This window comes from Streptomyces sp. NPDC055239 (genome assembly GCF_053606205.1).
On sequence record NZ_JBSGRD010000002.1, the window covers coordinates 873,087 to 890,574 of the forward strand.

Consider the following 17,488-nt stretch of genomic DNA (forward strand, 5'->3'; position numbering starts at 1 on the left):
CGCACCCCTAAGCGAAGGTGTCGAGCAGTCGCCCGTACACACCGAACACCCCGATGACCAGAGGCAACAGGGCAATGACTCCGACGGATTCCAGCAGGTCGCCGACGCGCCTGAGCCGCACCCGCACATGCTCGGCGGGCTGCACCGCGAGCACCACGAGAGGTACCAGAGCCAGTACGACCAACAGAGCCAGCGGCCCTCCGGCGGCCGACCGCTCGAACCACACCCGGACAAGACCCACCACGACGACGGCCGAGGCGGCGAACAGCCCCACCACCTCCGCGACGAGCGGATAGGCACGCGCCCGCAGCCCGAGAACGACGGCGGTGACGGCGGCCACCAGGACGGTCCACACCGAGGGCGCACGCAACACCATCACCCCGGCCGCCGCGGCGGAGACGCCCAGCACGAGGGTGGCCAGGGCCAGTCCGCGGTGCGTGGCGGTCAGTGCCGTACCCACCTGGTACCGGCTCACCGAAGTACCTCCCGTACGCCGGTCATCGAGCCCCGACAACCCCGATGCCATCAAGGCGACCCGCGGCAGCACACCGAGTACCACGACCGACACGACAGCGAGCAACGCGCCCATGCGGGCCTGCTCGACCTCGGCCCGAGCACCGTCCTGCAGAGCGAAGGCCGCTTCCCACAGCACCAGGCACCCCAGAGCGGCCGCCGCCCCGACGAGGGCGCCTCGCCCCAACGGCGAGAACCACCCCAGAAGCAACAGCACGAGTACGGCGTTGAGGGCGACGCCCGCCAGCAGCATGGGGCTTCCCCAGGCATGCGCATCGCCCAACGTCCACGCGCCGAGAGCCCCCAAGGCACCCGCCGACACGATCAACGTGGTGGCAAGTCCGGGCTGCTTGCGCCACCCCAGCAGAACCCCGGCAAGGCCTGTCACCACGGCGACGGCCACCAGCGCGTTGCCCGCCGTTTCCGACTCGAATTCACCGGCGGCCAGTACCCCCGCCACGACCACCCAGAACACGGTGGCCAACCCGGCGACGATCCGACGAGCCGCGGGCCGCCATCGCCAGGCCCGCACATCCAGATCATCGGCGGCTTCATCGGTGACGTCATGCACGACGGGCGCGGACGGCGCGTCCTCGACGCGCACCAGCCGCAGCACGGCACCGTCGGCGACACCGGCCGACTCCAGGGTGCTGTCGTGCGCCAGCGCAGAACCGTCCGCCGTGACCAGATGCCGCAACATGGGCCGGGCGGCGGCCTGGTCATCAAGCAGCCGCAACACCTCCGGGAGCAACAGCCCGACAGGCTCTTGGGAGGGAAGGACGAGATCCACCCGCCGCTGCTCTCCCACCAGAGTGACCCGGCTCAAGGCCGTACGACTCGTACCGCTCGTGCGGCTCAACGGCCCCGCAGATATCACGCGTTCGAACCTATCATCGAGAGGAAGGGGCTACGGAGGGTGAAGGGGAGGGTGTGGACGGCGAGGAAGAGGGCACGGAGGAGCTGTACGGGGTCTTCCCGATAATCCGATGCGAAATGAACGACCACCCCACGCACCCGGCACACAACACCGCCGCGATCACCACCCCTGCGAACACCTTCCCCAACCGCTCATCGACGGTGCGCCGTTGCCGCTGGGCCCCGAAGAGCAGGGCATCCCGCAACCGCCGACGCCGAACCGACACCGACTCCAACAGCTGACTGTCGTAATCCTGGGCTGCCACTGGTGTCCGCTTTCCGTCCCGTTTATTCGTCAGTATGTTACGGGGGTATTGTCAGAACCCGGGCTTCTGGCGGTGCATTCCTAGTTGAAGGCGGCACTGTCAAAATTCCCGAATAGAGGTCTCTCAGGTGGCGAACTCGCCGAGCCAGCTGTGCTGCAGGATGTGCTTGGGCAGGTAATCCGACTCGACTTCGATAGGGATCTCCCCGTCGTAGGCGAGGCAAGCGATGGCCAACGGCCCCAGAGCGATACCGCCGTCAATATCGCTCTCCCGGTCCTCGTTCAGGGTCCAGTAAGTCTGGTGGAGCTTCAGTGCCTCGACCAGAGCCTGGCTGAAACCCTCCTCATCCTTGGTCACAAATCGGTAGAAGAGGTTGATCGGCGGATAGAGGATGCCGTCCAACATGTCACGCGGGGCGACATGTGCCACTGACGGATCGGAAGCTCGGAACGTGGCCGTGAGCTTCTCCACCAAGCCGGGGCGGCGCAGCCAGTAAGTCTGCAGGGTGTCCACCCAGTGGTAGATGTACTCGTCATACTGCCCTTCCGGAGCGCGCAAGCGGTCCAGCGGGATCTCGCACAGCTGCGTCATCCGTCCCTGTTCGCGGCAGATGACAGCCAGCCAGAACGCCTGCAACCATGCGCCCGCATCGGCAGTGGAGAGTGGGCCGACGGCCCGCAAGCTGCGTACCTTGCGGTCGATACGGCACTCGACGGTGCCTTCGCTCACTCCAGTTACGGCAAACAGCGCAGAACCCAACTGCATTGCCGTGACGGCGGCCTCCCAGGTCTCCACCGCTGCTGCCCGCGGGTCGATGACGCAACGAGCTCGCAGGTTCAGAAGCGATGTGTTGAAGGCCCCGTCGATGGTGGACGCGGACTCCTCAAGCCGATCGACCTTCCTGCTGAAGTGCTGGCTGAGCCGGTCCGCATACTGCTCGGCCTCAAGTCCTGATGGCAGCGCATGCCGGTCGATGCGTACAGTCACGGAAGGGTCCCCTTGCTGATGTCGAACCGGCGATACTTGTACCCGGTGTACGTGCCCGTGTTCTTCTCGCCCTTGACGACGACATATTCTAGCTTCCCCTCGTTGAGCGCATTATCGAGGGTTTCCACCAGATCGAACTCGCCACGAGCTTCCATGGCCTTGATGATGTCGTTGAAGTATTCCCTACTCCCCTGGGATACCTGTCGACCGCTCGGAAGAGTGCGTCGACCCAGCTCGGTCGTTGGGCTGCTCTTGGCCTCGACAACGACCACTCGGCCATCCTCGTGCGTCCAGACCTGGTCGAACTGATCATTTCCACTCTTCGGCCCGAGAAGGGTCTCCTTGTTGAAGTCCGGGTACTTCTGGGCGATGTAATGGTGCTCGGCCGCCGCCTCGCCGAAGGCCTCGGTCTTCTCTCCCATCTGAGTGTGGGATTCCTTGTACATGCCCCGGGCCTCGCCCCATTGGGCAGCTGTATCGATGGTTCCCTGTGCTTCGTGGGCCTTGCCTGTCTCCGCCTTCAAGTCCGAGACCAGGTTGTCCCAGTTGATGGCGAATTGGCGAGTGCGGGCCGCCTCTTCAAGAATGCGACGTCGTGCGCGATTCGTTATGTTATCGGCGTCCACAGAGACGTAGTCGTCATCGAGATAGTGCGGCTTGGGCGGCGCTGGTGCGTCCTTGGCGCGGATCCACGGCGCGTCGTCAGACAGCTGAGTGAGCTGGGGCGGGGTGTAGCCGCTCTCGTCGTAGCGCTCCAAGAGCTTACGAGTGCCGTCCTTGCGGTAGAAGTGTTCGCGGTACCCGGGCTCATGGTTGGCTCGATAGACCTGAATTTCCTCGATCTGCTCCAGTGTGAGCGATCTACGAGGCCCGTAAGGATTGGGGCCCTCCCGCATGAAGCTGGGGCGTTCAGCCTGGCCGGGCTGCCTCGGGACATCGCCGTCAGGTCTGGCCGGGCTGTTGCCGGCTGCGTTGTCGCCCGCTGAACCCAGATTGTCCAGGCCGTCGCCGCCCGCTGCACCGGGGGGCGGCACGGAGCCGCGCCCTGGACCGGGGGGCGGCACGGAGCCGCGCCCTGGACCGGGGGGCGGCACGGAGCCGCGCCCCGGACCGCCGGGTGCGTCGTGGCCCGTCGAGCTGCTCGGGCCGGGCACGTCGCCACTCCGGGCCCCGGCTGCCCCTCCAACCTCGTTGTGCCCGTTGCCTCGTGGGGAACCTGTGCCACCTCCGCCGACAGGGGGCTCGTGGCCGGCCTGCGGCGGAAGGTGTTCGCCCGCGTGGGCACTGGCTCCGGGCGTCCGAGCCCCGGCGCCGACCAGGGCAGGCTCGCGCTGCGATGGCACTTCCTCGGGAACCGCCCGCTCCGCAGCCGCCTTCTCGTTCGGGGCGGTATCCCTGATCGGGTTGCCCTCCGCGTCGACGCGGACGAACTTGCCGTCCTCGACTCGGACCCTGGAACCGTCGAACTCGAGGTCGGTGTGTACGCGCCCCAGCTCGGGTGCGGCGTCCGTGCCGGTGCGGACGCGGCCGGTCAGTTCGGCGACGCTGGGCAGCTTGCTGAAGGCCTTGCCGCCCACCGTGAGCCCGGCGGAGAGCGGGTCGGCGTAGGTACCGATCTTCGCTGCGACACCGGCGGCCTTCGAGGCCAACCCGGCCTTGCCGCCCTTGGCGACGGCCCCAATGGGACCGGCGCCAAGGGTGAGGATGTTGAAGGCGGTGGTCCCCGCGGCCTGGACCGGGTGTTCTTCCCACTGGTCCCAGGCGACGATGGACTTGGCGAATTCACGGGCGGCCGTCTTCTGCCGCTTCACACCGTCGCTCTCGTCGTCCGGGCCGATGGTGTGGTCCATGACCCAGTCGTAGGGGGTCATGGTGTACTGGCCGATTCCGCCGAGGACATCAGCGAGACCGCTCCAGGCGTCCTTCGCCGAGCCACCGATGCCGACCAGATGGCCCAGGCCTTCGAGCGTGGCTCCGCCACCGCCGACGATGAAGCCGTCCCAGACGAAGTGCTTTACGTGCCGGTGGATCTCCCAAGCGTGGATGGATTCGCTCATCCGGCTGCCCCAGGGCGTTTCCTCGGCGTGCTTGAGGGCCTCGGCGTCATAGCCGTACATCACGGTTTTCTTCGTCGCCTTGTGACTGCCGTCGTCCTCGATGAACTTCGGGCCGTTCACGATCGCCGAGATCTTGGTCGCGGCTCGACGCTCGGCCGCCTCGAAGGCGGTCTTGGTGGCGGCGACGCTGTCCGTGAGTTCGTTGTTACGGTCGATCTTCTTGTCGTCGTACGACCAGTCGTCATCGCCCTCGATGCTGGCGCGGAACGTCACAGCATCGGCCTTCAGCGTCTCCAGGCGCTCGGCCAGCGGTTGCGCCTCGCTGGAGAAGGTGTCCAGGGCGTCGGCCACCGTCTCCAGATCAGCGGCGAAGGCGTCTGCCCTGTCCATCACCGGACGGGTGCTTGCGAACAGATCGTCCGCCTCCGGCGCGGTGTAGTACGCCCCCAGCATCTGGAACCGGGAGTGCACATCGGCCCCGCCGTTACGGATTCCGATGGCGTCGCTGCGCAGCGCGGAGACGTCCTTGTCCAGCTGCTCGAAGTTGCCGGTGAACTGCGGTATGCCTCCCGGCTCGATCACCGTCACTTGTCGGCGCCCTTCTTGCGGGCGTCTGCGAGAATGGCCTTCATATCTGGGGCCTTCTCCGCATTGCGCTGTGCCGTCGCGGCTTGCTCCAGGTCCCCGTGCACGTAGTGATTGGTCGCCTCGATCGCTCCGTTCACCGACTTCGCGGCCCGAGCGCCGGGGAAGAGCGCATCTCCCGCGCTCTTGTCCACGAACAGCGCCAGAGCCATTCCGACCGGACCGACGGGCGCGTCCCCGCAGTACCCCGAGCTGATGGTGCCGGCCGAAGTGGCCGCACTTTCGGCGTCGGTCCCGTACGCCTTGACGTCCTTGGCCACGTCGTCCATCGCGAGCCCCACCAACGACGTCACCGAATCCACCCCGGACGGTGAAATGTCCCACGCAGGCATGCCAAACCCCCTACTGATCCCCGTAATTCAGCCCTGCTGCTTCGTGCTGTCGGCCAGCCTGCCCGTCAGCCGATGTTGTCGACGGCGGCGCGTGCCCGCGCGAGCGTCGACTGCGCGGTGCCGTCGTTCTGCTCCAGCGTGGTGCGCACGAGGCGGATGATTTCCCGCACCTCGTTGGCCGCCTTGTTCCAGCGGACTTCCTTGCCGTGGTAGTCGTCTGACACGCCGTCGGCCTGGTAGTCGGCCATCGCGGCCTTCACCGCGCGGTCACGGTCGCCGAGCACTCGTTCCAGCTGGCCGATGATGATCTGCAGGCCGCCCTGTACGTCGGACGAGGCGCCGGTGTCGTAGGAGCGGCGGTCCTGGGTTCCAGCCATGGCGAAGTTCCCCCTGTGTAAAAAGTGTTGGGTGTGCGAATCGGCCGAGTCGGCGGGCTCAGGCGGAGAAGCGGGCGCCGTCGAAGTTGGCCGCGCCCATGTTCTGGTGGGCGTTGTCGGACTGCTCCTGGTCGCCGGAGCCGAACGCGGTGTCCATGCCGGCCTGGCCGCCCAGGATCGAGGACAGTGCCCCGTTCAGGTCCGATGTGATCTCGTCCGCGCGCAACTTGAACGAGTCGAAGGTCGCCTTGCCCGCTCCGTTGAACTTGCCTTCCAGCGGCTCTGCCGCCTGGACAAGGAGGTTGATCAGCGTCCCGAGATCGTCGCTGGACCCCACGGTGTTCTTCCCCAGCACCGCGAGAGTCGTGTCTCCCATGTCGAACTTCATGAGTCCACCCCCGTGTATCCCCAAATGTGTGGTGCGCCGTGGGCGGTTCTGCCGTCACGGCATGCACACGCATCACTCACGCCCCGTATTGTATCGAACATCCTGTCCCATAAGGGGCTGTGGGTGCGACGCATTTGGGGACGGGACGGCGTGATCTGCGCCATGACATGTGTCGTGACCTGGGCCGCCTCAGAACACCGAAAGCCCCGTAAGCGTCGTGAACCGGTCGAGTGCCGCGACCCCCGACACCGAGTTGCCCCGCTCGTCCAGGCCCGGGCTCCAGACGCAGATGGTGCAGTGGCCGGGGACGACGGCGATGATGCCGCCGCCTACGCCGCTCTTGCCCGGTAGGCCCACGCGGTAGGCGAAGTCGCCCGCCGCGTCGTACGTTCCGCACGTGAGCATGATGGCGTTGACCTGCTTGGCCTGGCTGCTGCTGAGCAGGCGGGTGCCGTCCGCGCGGATGCCGTGGCGGGCCAGGAAGCCGGTGGCCAGGGCCAGGTCGGCGCAGGACGCCTCGACCGAGCACTGGCGGAAGTACTGGTCGAGCAGGGTCGGGACCGGGTTGCCGATGTTCCCGTAGGCCGCCATGAAGTGGCCGAGCGCGGCGTTGCGGTCCCCGTGGGCGGCCTCGGACGCCGCGACGGTTTCGTTGATGGTGAGCCGGGCGTTGCCGCTCTCCGCGCGGAGGAATGCGAGGAGGGTTTCCGCCGCGTCGCCCGTCTGGGTCTGGAGGCGGTCGGTGACGACGAGCGCGCCCGCGTTGATGAAGGGATTGCGGGGGATGCCGTTCTCGTACTCCAGCTGCACGAGCGAGTTGAAGGGGTTGCCGGACGGCTCGCGGCCCACGTGTTCCCACAGGGTGTCGCCCTCGCCCGCCAGGTCGAGCGCGAGGGTGAAGACCTTGGTGATGGACTGCGCGGAGAACGGGTGCCGCCAGTCACCCACCCCGTACACCGTGCCGTCCGGCTCCGCGACGGCCATGCCGAACCGGCGCGGGTCGCACGCCGCGAGCGCCGGGATGTAGTCGGCGGGCCTGCCGCGTCCCGGCGTCTTCTCGATCTCGGCCGCGATGCGGTCAAGGACCGGCTGGTAGGTCTGGGGCGAGGTCGGAGTCGGATTCGGTGTCGGGGGCGGGGGCGGCGTCATGATCGCCATTTTGCACCCGAGTGGGAGCGGGCCTGGGAAGGAGACTCGTCGCCGCGGCTGGAATTGGCCGTAGCATGTCAAGAATCACGGGAGCGTGCCTTGCCACCTCAAGGGGCCCATGCCTCAATGAGCAGCGGTTCGGGATGCTGACCACCCGTCAGTTCCCGGTGCCGTCTCTCTCCCCCCCCCGGCACCCCCCCCACCTGAAGGCAGGACCTCATGAGGCATGGCAGCAACTTAATCAACAGACAAGGCAGATTCGGCTTCGGCAGACTCGGTGCCGGGTCGGCGTTGGGCGTCGGTCTGGTCGCCCTGGGCGCGATGGTGATGGCGCCCGCCGCCACCGCCGTGACCCCGGACACCGCGACCATCTCGTTCGACTGCGGTACCTGGGGCTCGGGTTCGGCGACCCTCAAGGCGACCCAGAACGGTACCGCCGCGACCATCAGCGTCTCCACATCGGCGATCAGCGCACCCATCGACCTCGCCGCGAACTCGGTCGCCTCGACCCTCACGCTCACCAAGAACGGCTCGGGCACGGCGACCTTCACCGGCAACTCCAACCCGGCCATCCCCGCGGGCGGCCAGGTGTCCACAGGGCCGCTCAACGGGACCGTCGCCACCGGCGACAGCCTGGCGGGCAAGTCGCTGAACGTCGTGGTCTTCGGGATCAGCGTGACCTGCAACGCCACGTCGGCGCAGGCGCCCGGGCCGTTCGTCTTCTGACGGCACGGCACTGCACGTTACGGCGACCGGCGAGTTCTTCGAGGGGCGGCGGCGCTCAGTCCTGGGCGGTGCCGTCCCTCTCGTCCGCCTCGGCCTCCGCCGCCAGCGGGCGCCAGTACTGGTTCTTGCCCTCGTCCCGTACGACGTACCCGAGGTCCTGCAGCGCCCCGCCGAGATCGCGGACGTCCTCCCTGGCATCGCTCTTCCACGCCACCTTCCGTGCCGCGAGAACCGCGTGCGCCTCGGCGGGCAGGCCGGGAGCGCCGGGGATCCAGCGGCGGAAGAGGGACGCGTACGGGTCGGCGTCCCGCCACGGGTAGCCGTGGGCACGGAACGCATCGGCCAGGGTCGCCGCCGATGCCTTGTGCTCGCCGCGCGTCGCCTCGCGTGACGTCTCGTCCAGGACCACCAGGTTCTTGCCGTCCAGGAACACCGCCGATACGCGGTCACGTCGGATCGTCCGCGTCACGCTGTCCTTCTCGGTCTCCAGTTCCCCGTCGGTGAGTTTCAGCTTCAACGCCTCGTCGATGTCCGTGAAGGCCAGTACCGCCCCGGCCACCAGAGCGACGCCCACCACGACACCGGTCTGCCACGGCTTGTCCAGCGACCCGACGAACGTGATGCCGTCCCGCCAGGGCAGCACCGGCAAGCGAGTCAGCCAGCGGGCGAGCGGCGGCAGAGCGAGGCCGATCAGCAGGCCGAGGACCGGCATGCCGATGAGCAGGGTCAGCAGGTCCGCGCGCGGGTATCCGAGCACCGTCGTCCGGCCCTTGTGGAGCGAGACGGGGCCGAGGCTCTCTTCGCTGGTCATGCCCTCGACGCTAGGCGGGCACGGGCCGCGGGGGAGCGGCCGAAAGTCGATGGGTGGCGAACTTCGGTCGGTATCGCCACGGGCGGTGCCCCTGAATTACGTTGCCGCCGCCCCACGCTCCCCCTACCGTGCCGATCATGCTGCCCACTGTGGACACAGACGAGCAATGGGACGTCGTCGTCCCCGACGAGGCCGTCATGCGGCCCGGAGTCGAGGACCTCTGCGACCGGCTCGGCCTCGCGGGAGCACCGCTCGACCGGTTCACCGAGGGGACACAGCCCGTCTACGCCGTCGGGGACGACCTCGTACTGAAGCTCTTTCCCGGTGCCGCCGCCGACGACGGCATCGTCGAGGAGCGGGTGTTGAGCCATCTTCAAGGGCGGTTGCCCGTCTCCACACCGCGGGTGCACGCGGCAGGGGCGTACGAGAACGGCTGGCGCTACGTGCTGATGTCCCGGCTGCCCGGCGAGGACCTCGCCGCCGCCTGGCCGCGCATCCCGCGCGTCGACCGGGAGCGCCTGGTCACCGAGGCGGGTGAGGCGCTCGCCGCGCTGCACGACCTGGACCCCGGGCCGCTCGACGATGTGCTCGGGCCCGGCGACTGGGGAGACTTCCTCGGCAGGCAGCGTGCCGGGGCCGTCGCGCGGCAGCGCAAGTGCGGGCTGCCGGAGAGCTGGGTGGAGCAGATCCCCGACTTCCTGGACGCGGTGCCGCTGCGTGCCGACGCGCCGCGCACCCTCTTGCACACCGAGTTCATGCGCCAGCACCTGCTGGTCGGTCCCGCCGCCGCCGCCGCCGCCGCCGCCGCCGCCGCCGCCGACGACGACGACGCCGACGCCGACGGACGGCTCGGGCTCACGGGGCTCTTCGACTTCGAGCCCGCCATGATCGGGGACAGGGCGTACGACTTCGTGGGCGTGGGCCTCTTCGTCACGCGCGCGGAGCCAGGGCTGCTCGGCCGTTTCATGCGGGCCTACGGCCGTACCTTCGAGCCGTGTGAACTCCTCGCCCACACCCTGCTCCACGTCTACAGCAACCTGCCTTGGTATCTGAGGGAGCTGCCCGCCCCGCCGAAGCCGACCCTCTACGCGCTGGCCCAGGCGTGGTTCGACACCGGCATCAAGGTCAGATAGGCCAGACCGAGCACCTCGCGGTAGCCCCGCAGCCAGCTGTTGCGCTGGCGGTCCGTCTTCTCGCGGGTCTCGGCGGCCAGCGGGTGGTCGGGGTGCGTGGCGAGCCACTCCTCCACGTCCGTGCGGTAGCCGGATTCGAACTCCTCCCACTCCTGCGTGCTCGCCGTCTCCACCCACAGGGGGCGGAAGCCCCCCGCGATCGCCGCGTCCACCAGGTCGCCCAGGAAGAGGTGTTCGCCCGCGTGGGCATCCGGCCACATCCCGGCGAGTTCGGCGGGGGTGGGCGTGCGCTGCCAGAAGCCCTCGCCGAGTACGACACGGCCTCCGGGGCTGACCAGGCGGCGCAGTTCGCGCAGGGCCGCGGCGGTGTGGCCGGGCGGCTCCGCGGAGCTGAGCGCGTGGCTGGAGCCCAGGCACAGGACGAGGTCGGCGGGGCCGCGGGTGGTGTCCGTCGCCGACTCCTCGACGAAGGAGACCCGCTCGGCCAGACCGCGCTCCTTGGCGGCGGCGCGGCCCCTGGCCAGGTCATCGGCCGACAGATCGACGCCCACGCCGGTGGCGTCCGGGGCGGCTTCGAGTACGCGGAGCAGCAACTCGCCCCAGCCGCAGCCGACATCGAGAACAGAGCTGATGCCGGTGTCGGTGTCGGTGTCGGTGCCGGTGCCCGGCGCGACGCGCGCGACGATGCGTGCGGCCCGTGCCTCGGAGAGCGGGCCGTGGAAGGTGAGGCCGGTGAGGCGGGGCGGCAGGTCCGGGCCGGTGATCTCGGTCATGGGCGACGACGCTATCCCGTCAACTCGGGCCGCGAAAAGCGACTTTCGCCGTGAGGTGCCCAGCCGTGAGGTGCCCAGCCGTGAGGTGCCCAGTCGTGAGGGGGCGGTCAGGCCTCTTCCGGGCCCGCCTGGCTCCGCTCCTGTTCGCGTACGTTCCTCGCCCGCGAGCCCACCGACACGAGCGCCCCGACGGCCGTGCCCGCCAGAGCCGCCGGCACCATCCAGTTGCGGTTGAAGGAGTGGCCGAGGGCACTGTCGACGGAGTAGGCGCCGGGGCCCGTGACGGCGAGGGCGGCGGAGACGATGCCGAGGAACGCCGGGTACTCGTAGCCGCCGCCCTGGCTGAAGAAGCCGTTGGGGGCGTGTACCGCGGTCGCCCCGGCCATGGCTCCCGCCGCCGCGGAACCGGCGGCGGGGGTCGCGAGGCCGAGTGCGAGCAGCGTGCCGCCGCCTGCCTCGGCGAGACCCGCGATGACGGCGTTCGCCTTGCCGGGCGCGAAGCCGATGGACTCCATGAAGGCACCGGTGCCTTCGACGCCGTGGCCGCCGAACCAGCCGAAGAGCTTCTGGGCGCCGTGGGCGGCGAGGACTCCGCCGGTTGTGACGCGGAGCAGGAGAAGGCCCAGGTCGCGGCGGTCGAAGCAGGAACTGGTCATGGCGCTGTCTCCTGAGGCGAGAAGGGGGGCTGCTTGTCTCGGTGTCGTCACCCCACCGTCCGTCAGAGCCTCGCCGCGCACCTGGCTCAATCGGCCGTACGGGTGACCCCGCCCGGTGGCGGGGCCGGGCGGCCGGTGTGACCGTGGGCGCATGAGCATTCAGGTAAACCGGCTCTCCGACCCGACGGTCCGGGCCTTCGTCACCGCCGTCAACGCCCACGACCAGGACGCCTTCCAGGCAGTCCTCACGCCCGACGCGGCCATGTCCGACGACGGTTCCGACCGGAACATCGCCGACTGGACCGACCGCGAGATCTTCTCCTCGCACGGCCACATGGACGTGGAGAACGAGTCGGACGGCGGGCGCGCGCTGATCGTCACGTTCCGCAACGACACGTGGGGAGAGATGCGGACGAGGTGGCAGTTCACCGTCGACGGCGGGAAGGTCTCGCGGTTCGAGACGGGGCAAGCCTGAAGCAGGCAGGAGCGACTTACGTATGTGGCGTGAGGGCTTGCCTTCGCGCGCGCTTCAACTCCTAGCGTCCGTGGGCATGGAGACGACACGTAGGACATTGGGGCGCAGCGGTATCGAGGTCAGCGCGCTCGGACTTGGCTGCTGGGCCATCGGCGGCGAGTGGTCGGGGCCGGGCGGTGAACCGTTCGGGTGGGGTGCGGTCGACGACGAGGAGTCGGTGCGGGCGATCCGGCGGGCCGTGGATCTCGGCGTGAACTTCTTCGACACCGCGGACAACTACGGGACCGGGCACAGCGAACGTGTCCTGGGGCATGCTCTCGGCGCGCGGCGGGACGACGTCGTCATCGCCACGAAGTGGGGCAACCTCTTCGACGAGGAGAAGCGGGCCGCGCTCGGGCGTGCGGACGACTCCGTCGCGTACGCGCGCCGTGCGCTGACCGATTCGCTGAAGCGGCTCGGCACGGACCGCGTCGACCTCTACCAGCTGCACATCGGCGACGCGGACCCGGAGCGTGCCGCGCAACTCCGGGACGCGTGCGAGGAGTTCGTGCGGGAAGGGCTCATCCGGTCGTACGGCTGGAGTACGGACGACCCGGCACGGGTGGCGGTCTTCGCCGAGGGGCCGAACTGCGCGGCGGTGCAGCATCGTTGCAATGTGCTCCAGGACGCGCCGGAGATGCTGGCGCTCTGCGAGGAGCTCGGGCTCGCGAGCGTGCTGCGGAGTCCGTTGGCGATGGGCCTGCTCACCGGGAAGTTCAGCGCCGGGCGCGTGCCGGAGGCCGGAGACATCCGCAGCGCGCCGCCCGCCTGGCTGCCGGGCTTCGGAACGGGCGGGGGCGCGGATCCCGAGTGGCTGGGGCGGGTGGACGCCTTGCGCTCCGTGCTGACCGGCGGCGGTCGGAGCCTCACGCAGGGGGCGCTCGCCTGGCTCTGGGCACGGAGCCCGATGGCGGTACCGGTGCCGGGCTTCCGGACCGTGGCGCAGGTCGAGGAGAACGTGGGGGCGATGGAGTACGGGGCTTTGAGCGAGGGGGAGTTGGCGGAGGTCGAGCGCATTCTGAGTGAGGTGCGTGAGGTGGGCGGGGAATAGTTCGGTCGGGGTGATCGGAGGGTCCCTCTCAACGTAAAGTCGCAGCTCACACGTCTATACACAGTCTCTATACATGCCATGTATAGAGACTGTGTATAGTCTCCTGCATGGTTTCTGCGTACCTTCTGCCGATGAAGACCGCGGCAGCGCTTTTCCCGCTCCTCGCGCTGGTGCTGTTCCTCCCGACGGCGATCGTCCTGTACCGCCGCCACGGCACCATGTCGCAGTGGCGCGCCCTGTCGCTCCTCGGCTTCCTCTACTACGCGATCACGGCCCTGTGCATGACGCTCGTCCCGCTGCCCAAGCGGACGGCGGACATGTGCAAGACGTTCGCGGCGGTCGCCCACCCGCAGTGGATGCCGGGCAACACCTTCAGCGACATCTGGAAGGAGGCGCACCACAAGGTCACGCTGAACGCGCTGGTGTTCCAGAACCCCGCAGTCAGCGGTGCGGTCCTGAACCTGGCCCTGCTGCTCCCGCTGGGCGTCTTCGTCCGCTACCACCTGCGGCGCGGCCTCGCGGCCGCTGCTGTCGCGGGCTTCGGAGCCTCGCTGTTCTTCGAGGTCACGCAGGGCACCGGGCTGTGGGGCACCTACCCGTGCCCGTACCGTCTGTTCGACGTCGACGACCTGCTGCTCAACACCGCGGGAGCGCTGCTCGGCTGGTACGTGGCCGGACCGCTGGCCCGACTGCTCCCGACCTGGGAGACGCTGGGCGAGGCGGCGTCGGCCCGACAGCCCGTCACCCCCGGACGGCGCCTGGTGGCGCTGCTTGTCGACCTGACCGGAGTCTCGGCCGTCACCGTCACCGTCCTCGTGGTCCTGGCCAGGGCGGAAGGCGTGTACGGCGAATCCCATCCCGTACCGCAGGTGATGGTCGTGGTCTTCGCCGTGTGGTTCGTCGTACTGCCCTGGCTGACGGGGACGACCCCGGGCAAGCGGCTTCTTCTGCTGAAGCTGGCGCCGGCCGAAGGCGACGAGCGGCCGGCGCTGTGGCGGATCGGGGTCCGCGCGTCGCTCCTTGGCGTGCTGACCCTCCCGCTGATGGCGACCCTCGTGGCCGCGTCGATGGTCCTGCTCTACGGGCCGTCGTGGGTGGTGCGCCGGGTCCGGGACGCTACGGCGGCGGACGCGCGCGCGATCCAGTGGAAGCTGATCGACCACTTTCCGCAGGTGCTGCTGATCGTTCTGGTAGTGGTCCTGCTCGGCGGGTACGCGCTGATGACCCGGAGGCGGAAGCCGGACCTCTGGCCCCACGAGCGGGTGTCCGGGGTGCGCACGGTGGCACTGACGCACACCCGCGCCGACACCGGTTCCCGCATCGAGCAAGCGGACGCTCCGCAGGCCCCCGGACCGGGCACCGACGCGTCGCAGACCCCGGCGCCCGAATCCACTTGTACGGCGTCGGGACGCCACTGACCCGCGGGCAGGTAGACCACTGAGCGGACGTCAGCTTGGGGCCTGAGGCCTCGGCGGAGGACGGAAACTACCCCTCGATCCGTACCGCCGCCCCGCTCACCCGCGCCCTCGCGTCCCCTTCCCGCAAGGTTACCGTGAGTACCCCGGGGCGCCCCATGTCCGCGCCCTGGTGGAGGGTGAGCTCCGACTCCGCCGGGATCAGGGACAGTTCACGGGCGTACGCGCCGAACGCCGCCGCCGCTGCGCCCGTTGCGGGGTCCTCCACGACTCCGCCCACCGGGAACGGGTCGCGGGCGTGGAAGGTCAACTTCGATTCTCGCCAGACCAGTTGGACCGTCGTCAGGTCCAGGCGGTGCATCAGGTCGGCGAGGCGTTCGAAGTCGTACGAGAGGTCGGCGAGGCGTTCGCGGGTCGCGGCGGCCAGGATCAGGTGGCGGGCGCCCGCGTAGGCGATGCGGGGCGGCAGCGCCGGGTCGAGGTCGGCCGCGGGCCAGTCGAGCGCGGCCAGGGCCTCGGTCAGGTCGGCCGCCGCGACCTCCGTGACGTGCGGTTCGACGCTGGTGAGCGTCGCCCGCAGAGTGCCGTCCACCTCGGTCACGGTCACCGGTACCGTGCCCGCCCGCGTGGAGAAGACGAAGTCGCCCGCACCGCTGCCCCGTTCGGCCAGCGCCACCGCCGCCGCGACCGTCGCGTGCCCGCAGAAGGAGACCTCGGCCTGCGGGCTGAAGTAGCGCACATCGAAGGCGCGGCCCGCATCCCCGGAGCCGGAGCCGGAGCCCGAGCCCGAGTCGGACCCGGAGCCCGGGATCAGGAACGCCGACTCGCTGTACCCCACCTCCGCCGCGATCCCCAGCATCGCCGCATCATCGAGCCCGGCGGCGTCGAGCACGATCCCGGCGGGGTTGCCGCCCGCCGGGTCGGTCGCGAACGCGGTGTAGCGCAGTACGTCAGGAGAGGCGGCGTCAGCCGAGTTCGTCGTCATGTCGCAGGGCAACCGTTCCGCGACCCCGGTCATTCCCGCGGCTCCCCAGCGCGGGCCCCCGACCGGCCGTCACGGAGCGGCTGCCCTGCCCCCCTCCCCATTCACTGTGGCAAGTGGCCTTCAGCGGCAGGCAGTTCAGTCAGCAGAAGGCAGTTAAGTCAGCAGCCGTCAGTGCCGTCAGCAACCGTCAGTGGCAGGACTTGTAGCCGCGGTTGCTGGTCGTCCAGGAGCAGGAGTCCTTGAGCGAGCCGCTCGGCTTGATGAGACGGGCCTTGTCGCTGGTGTTGTTCCAGACGTACGAGCCGCGGCCCCAGTAGCGCACGCCGGACGCGTTGGTGCCCTTGCCCGTGCGGACCTTGACGGTCTTGCCGGCGCCGATCTTGTAGCTGCCGAAGGTGTACGTGTAGCCGGTGTTGTCCTTCAGCTTGTAGCCCTTGAGCTGGATCGCCGATCCGGTGTTGTTGTGGATGTTGACCCACTCCGCGTTCAGCGAGGAGTTGGAGCGGGTGTCCCGGCCCGGGCTGTCGTACTGGATGTACCCGAGGTGCAGCCCGCCCTGGTGGCGCGCGGCCGTGGCCGCGGTCGCGGGGGACGCGGCGAGCAGCGAGGCCGAAAGGGCGGCGGCGGCGAGAACGGCCGGGACGGCGGAACGTATGCGCAAGGTGTGCTCCGTGTGTGCTCTGAATGTGGAGTTCTCGTGGAGGGCTTGCTGAGCATACGGGGTGCGATGCGCGTAATTGACGCGGTGTTTCCTATTCCGTTTGTGAAGATGTGGGCCGACCGTGAGGGCGGGGTCACGGTCGGCCACCAGGAGAGCAGCGGTAGCCGCTGTAGCCGCTAACCCCGCCCGACGAACGGCATGTTCGTAGCAAGGACCGTCGCGAACTGCACGTTCGCCTCGAGCGGCAGCTCCGCCATGTGGCGCACCGTCCGCGCCACGTCCGCCACGTCCATCACCGGCTCGGGCGCCAACTCGCCGTTGGCCTGCAGGATTCCGTCCCGCATCCGCTCGGTCATGTCGGTCGCCGCGTTGCCGATGTCGATCTGGCCGCAGGCGATCCGGTAGGGGCGGCCGTCAAGGGAGAGGGACTTCGTCAGGCCGGTCAGCGCGTGCTTCGTCGCCGTGTACGCGATGGAGTGCGGGCGCGGGACGTGCGCGGAGATGGAGCCGTTGTTGATGATCCGGCCGCCCTGCGGTTCCTGCCCCTTCATCTGCCGGAAGGCCGCCTGCGCGCACAGGAACGCCCCGTGAAGGTTCGTGTCGACGACGTGCCGCCACGCGTCGTACTCCAACTCGTCGACCGGGACGCCGCCGGGGCCGAACGTACCGGCGTTGTTGAAGAGGAGGTCGAGACGGCCGAAGCGGTCGTGCACGGCGGCGAAGAGCGCGGCCACGTCCTCGGGACGCGAGACGTCGGTGCGTACGCACAGCGCGTCGGTCTTGGCCGGGGCGTTCGCCTCCGTGGACTCCTCGGCGTGCGGGACGGGCCGCACCGCGGCGCCCTCCGACACTCCGGCGGCGATCGCGGCGGTCTCCTCCAGGGTCTCCGTGCGGCGCCCGGCGAGCGCCACGGACCAGCCGGCCCGCAGCAGTTCCACCGCCACGGACCTGCCGATCCCGGAGCCCGCGCCGGTCACCACGGCGGTCCTTGATTGCTCGGTTGGATGCCCAGTTAGCTCTGCGTTCATGGCCCCGCAGCGTACGGGAGGGGTGTCCACGCGGACATCATCCGTCCGCCATGCAGGTGTTGTGTACGCGACAGGCGCGCGTCGTCCCTCACCACTTGCATGCCAT

At 69.2% G+C, this 17,488-nt stretch carries 19 protein-coding genes; 5 read left to right on the forward strand and 14 right to left on the reverse strand.

Translation table 11 applies throughout. From position 1 onward, the window contains the following. Window positions 1-7: 7 nt before the first annotated feature. The 8 genes from eccD to ACWFRJ_RS10105 all read right to left on the reverse strand — a co-directional run bounded on the left by eccD (window position 8) and on the right by ACWFRJ_RS10105 (window position 7,629). Window positions 8-1,339, reverse strand: a complete 1,332-nt coding sequence (eccD, locus tag ACWFRJ_RS10070; RefSeq protein ID WP_453526611.1) for a type VII secretion integral membrane protein EccD — start codon at window positions 1,337-1,339, stop codon at window positions 8-10. Between the two features lie 64 nt (window positions 1,340-1,403). Then, window positions 1,404-1,694: a hypothetical protein gene (locus tag ACWFRJ_RS10075; protein ID WP_453526614.1), complete on the reverse strand. Its 291-nt coding sequence runs from the start codon at window positions 1,692-1,694 to the stop codon at window positions 1,404-1,406. 123 nt (window positions 1,695-1,817) lie between these two features. After that, the gene (locus ACWFRJ_RS10080) at window positions 1,818-2,681 is read right to left on the reverse strand and encodes an immunity 49 family protein (protein WP_453526617.1); all 864 of its coding nucleotides are present in this window, start codon (window positions 2,679-2,681) and stop codon (window positions 1,818-1,820) included. After that, on the reverse strand, window positions 2,678-5,326 hold the full coding sequence (locus ACWFRJ_RS10085) for a hypothetical protein (RefSeq protein ID WP_453526619.1): 2,649 nt from the start codon (window positions 5,324-5,326) through the stop codon (window positions 2,678-2,680). The genes ACWFRJ_RS10080 and ACWFRJ_RS10085 overlap by 4 nt, the downstream gene beginning before the upstream one ends. Further along, window positions 5,323-5,715: a DUF6507 family protein gene (locus tag ACWFRJ_RS10090; protein ID WP_453526622.1), complete on the reverse strand. Its 393-nt coding sequence runs from the start codon at window positions 5,713-5,715 to the stop codon at window positions 5,323-5,325. The genes ACWFRJ_RS10085 and ACWFRJ_RS10090 overlap by 4 nt, the downstream gene beginning before the upstream one ends. Before the next feature lie 65 nt (window positions 5,716-5,780). Next, window positions 5,781-6,092: a pore-forming ESAT-6 family protein gene (locus ACWFRJ_RS10095; protein WP_135335255.1), complete on the reverse strand. Its 312-nt coding sequence runs from the start codon at window positions 6,090-6,092 to the stop codon at window positions 5,781-5,783. Window positions 6,093-6,150: 58 nt separating this feature from the next. Continuing rightward, window positions 6,151-6,480 carry a hypothetical protein gene (locus tag ACWFRJ_RS10100; protein WP_453526625.1) on the reverse strand — a complete coding sequence of 110 codons (330 nt, stop codon included), beginning with the start codon at window positions 6,478-6,480 and terminating at the stop codon, window positions 6,151-6,153. A 189-nt stretch (window positions 6,481-6,669) separates the two neighbouring features. Then, window positions 6,670-7,629, reverse strand: coding sequence for a glutaminase (locus ACWFRJ_RS10105; protein WP_453526628.1), 960 nt, complete (start codon window positions 7,627-7,629; stop codon window positions 6,670-6,672). 219 nt (window positions 7,630-7,848) lie between these two features. Here ACWFRJ_RS10105 and ACWFRJ_RS10110 point away from each other — a divergent pair, with 219 nt between their 5' ends. After that, a complete protein-coding gene (locus tag ACWFRJ_RS10110) occupies window positions 7,849-8,355 on the forward strand; it encodes a hypothetical protein (protein WP_453526631.1) in 507 nt (168 codons plus the stop codon). A 55-nt stretch (window positions 8,356-8,410) separates the two neighbouring features. On the opposite strand, the gene ACWFRJ_RS10115 is transcribed toward ACWFRJ_RS10110, so the two are convergent. After that, a complete protein-coding gene (locus ACWFRJ_RS10115) occupies window positions 8,411-9,166 on the reverse strand; it encodes a YqeB family protein (RefSeq protein WP_453526633.1) in 756 nt (251 codons plus the stop codon). A 137-nt stretch (window positions 9,167-9,303) separates the two neighbouring features. Between ACWFRJ_RS10115 and ACWFRJ_RS10120 the strand changes: the two genes are divergently transcribed. Continuing rightward, window positions 9,304-10,299 (forward strand): aminoglycoside phosphotransferase family protein, encoded by a 996-nt coding sequence (locus ACWFRJ_RS10120; protein ID WP_453526636.1) that lies wholly within the window; start codon window positions 9,304-9,306, stop codon window positions 10,297-10,299. On the opposite strand, the gene ACWFRJ_RS10125 is transcribed toward ACWFRJ_RS10120, so the two are convergent. Then, window positions 10,251-11,072, reverse strand: coding sequence for an SAM-dependent methyltransferase (locus ACWFRJ_RS10125; RefSeq protein ID WP_453526638.1), 822 nt, complete (start codon window positions 11,070-11,072; stop codon window positions 10,251-10,253). The genes ACWFRJ_RS10120 and ACWFRJ_RS10125 overlap by 49 nt on opposite strands. A 107-nt stretch (window positions 11,073-11,179) precedes the next feature. Further along, entirely contained in the window at window positions 11,180-11,728 is a 549-nt protein-coding gene (locus ACWFRJ_RS10130) for a DoxX family protein (RefSeq protein ID WP_453526641.1), read from the reverse strand. Between the two features lie 151 nt (window positions 11,729-11,879). On the opposite strand from ACWFRJ_RS10130, the gene ACWFRJ_RS10135 reads away from it, so the two are divergent. From ACWFRJ_RS10135 to ACWFRJ_RS10145, 3 genes are all read left to right on the forward strand, one after another. Then, entirely contained in the window at window positions 11,880-12,203 is a 324-nt protein-coding gene (locus ACWFRJ_RS10135) for a nuclear transport factor 2 family protein (protein ID WP_453526644.1), read from the forward strand. Between the two features lie 76 nt (window positions 12,204-12,279). After that, entirely contained in the window at window positions 12,280-13,293 is a 1,014-nt protein-coding gene (locus ACWFRJ_RS10140) for an aldo/keto reductase (RefSeq protein ID WP_453526646.1), read from the forward strand. A gap of 131 nt (window positions 13,294-13,424) precedes the next feature. Beyond that, the gene (locus ACWFRJ_RS10145) at window positions 13,425-14,711 is read left to right on the forward strand and encodes a VanZ family protein (RefSeq protein ID WP_453526649.1); all 1,287 of its coding nucleotides are present in this window, start codon (window positions 13,425-13,427) and stop codon (window positions 14,709-14,711) included. 67 nt (window positions 14,712-14,778) lie between these two features. Here ACWFRJ_RS10145 and ACWFRJ_RS10150 read toward each other — a convergent pair whose 3' ends face one another. From ACWFRJ_RS10150 to ACWFRJ_RS10160, 3 genes are all read right to left on the reverse strand, one after another. Then, window positions 14,779-15,693 (reverse strand): PhzF family phenazine biosynthesis protein, encoded by a 915-nt coding sequence (locus ACWFRJ_RS10150; RefSeq protein WP_453527195.1) that lies wholly within the window; start codon window positions 15,691-15,693, stop codon window positions 14,779-14,781. Between the two features lie 187 nt (window positions 15,694-15,880). Beyond that, entirely contained in the window at window positions 15,881-16,354 is a 474-nt protein-coding gene (locus ACWFRJ_RS10155) for a lamin tail domain-containing protein (RefSeq protein WP_453526652.1), read from the reverse strand. A gap of 176 nt (window positions 16,355-16,530) precedes the next feature. Further along, window positions 16,531-17,382 carry an SDR family oxidoreductase gene (locus ACWFRJ_RS10160; RefSeq protein ID WP_453526654.1) on the reverse strand — a complete coding sequence of 284 codons (852 nt, stop codon included), beginning with the start codon at window positions 17,380-17,382 and terminating at the stop codon, window positions 16,531-16,533. Window positions 17,383-17,488 lie beyond the last annotated feature (106 nt).

Coding starts and splice junctions, on each gene's coding strand:
- ACWFRJ_RS10090 (WP_453526622.1), bottom strand. CDS start 5,715: ATGCCTGCGTGGGACATTTCACCGTCCGGGGTGGATTCGGTGACGTCG.
- ACWFRJ_RS10095 (WP_135335255.1), bottom strand. CDS start 6,092: ATGGCTGGAACCCAGGACCGCCGCTCCTACGACACCGGCGCCTCGTCC.
- ACWFRJ_RS10100 (WP_453526625.1), bottom strand. CDS start 6,480: ATGAAGTTCGACATGGGAGACACGACTCTCGCGGTGCTGGGGAAGAAC.
- ACWFRJ_RS10105 (WP_453526628.1), bottom strand. CDS start 7,629: ATGACGCCGCCCCCGCCCCCGACACCGAATCCGACTCCGACCTCGCCC.
- ACWFRJ_RS10110 (WP_453526631.1), top strand. CDS start 7,849: ATGAGGCATGGCAGCAACTTAATCAACAGACAAGGCAGATTCGGCTTC.
- ACWFRJ_RS10115 (WP_453526633.1), bottom strand. CDS start 9,166: ATGACCAGCGAAGAGAGCCTCGGCCCCGTCTCGCTCCACAAGGGCCGG.
- ACWFRJ_RS10120 (WP_453526636.1), top strand. CDS start 9,304: ATGCTGCCCACTGTGGACACAGACGAGCAATGGGACGTCGTCGTCCCC.
- ACWFRJ_RS10125 (WP_453526638.1), bottom strand. CDS start 11,072: ATGACCGAGATCACCGGCCCGGACCTGCCGCCCCGCCTCACCGGCCTC.
- ACWFRJ_RS10130 (WP_453526641.1), bottom strand. CDS start 11,728: ATGACCAGTTCCTGCTTCGACCGCCGCGACCTGGGCCTTCTCCTGCTC.
- ACWFRJ_RS10135 (WP_453526644.1), top strand. CDS start 11,880: ATGAGCATTCAGGTAAACCGGCTCTCCGACCCGACGGTCCGGGCCTTC.
- ACWFRJ_RS10140 (WP_453526646.1), top strand. CDS start 12,280: ATGGAGACGACACGTAGGACATTGGGGCGCAGCGGTATCGAGGTCAGC.
- ACWFRJ_RS10145 (WP_453526649.1), top strand. CDS start 13,425: ATGAAGACCGCGGCAGCGCTTTTCCCGCTCCTCGCGCTGGTGCTGTTC.
- ACWFRJ_RS10150 (WP_453527195.1), bottom strand. CDS start 15,693: ATGACGACGAACTCGGCTGACGCCGCCTCTCCTGACGTACTGCGCTAC.
- ACWFRJ_RS10160 (WP_453526654.1), bottom strand. CDS start 17,382: ATGAACGCAGAGCTAACTGGGCATCCAACCGAGCAATCAAGGACCGCC.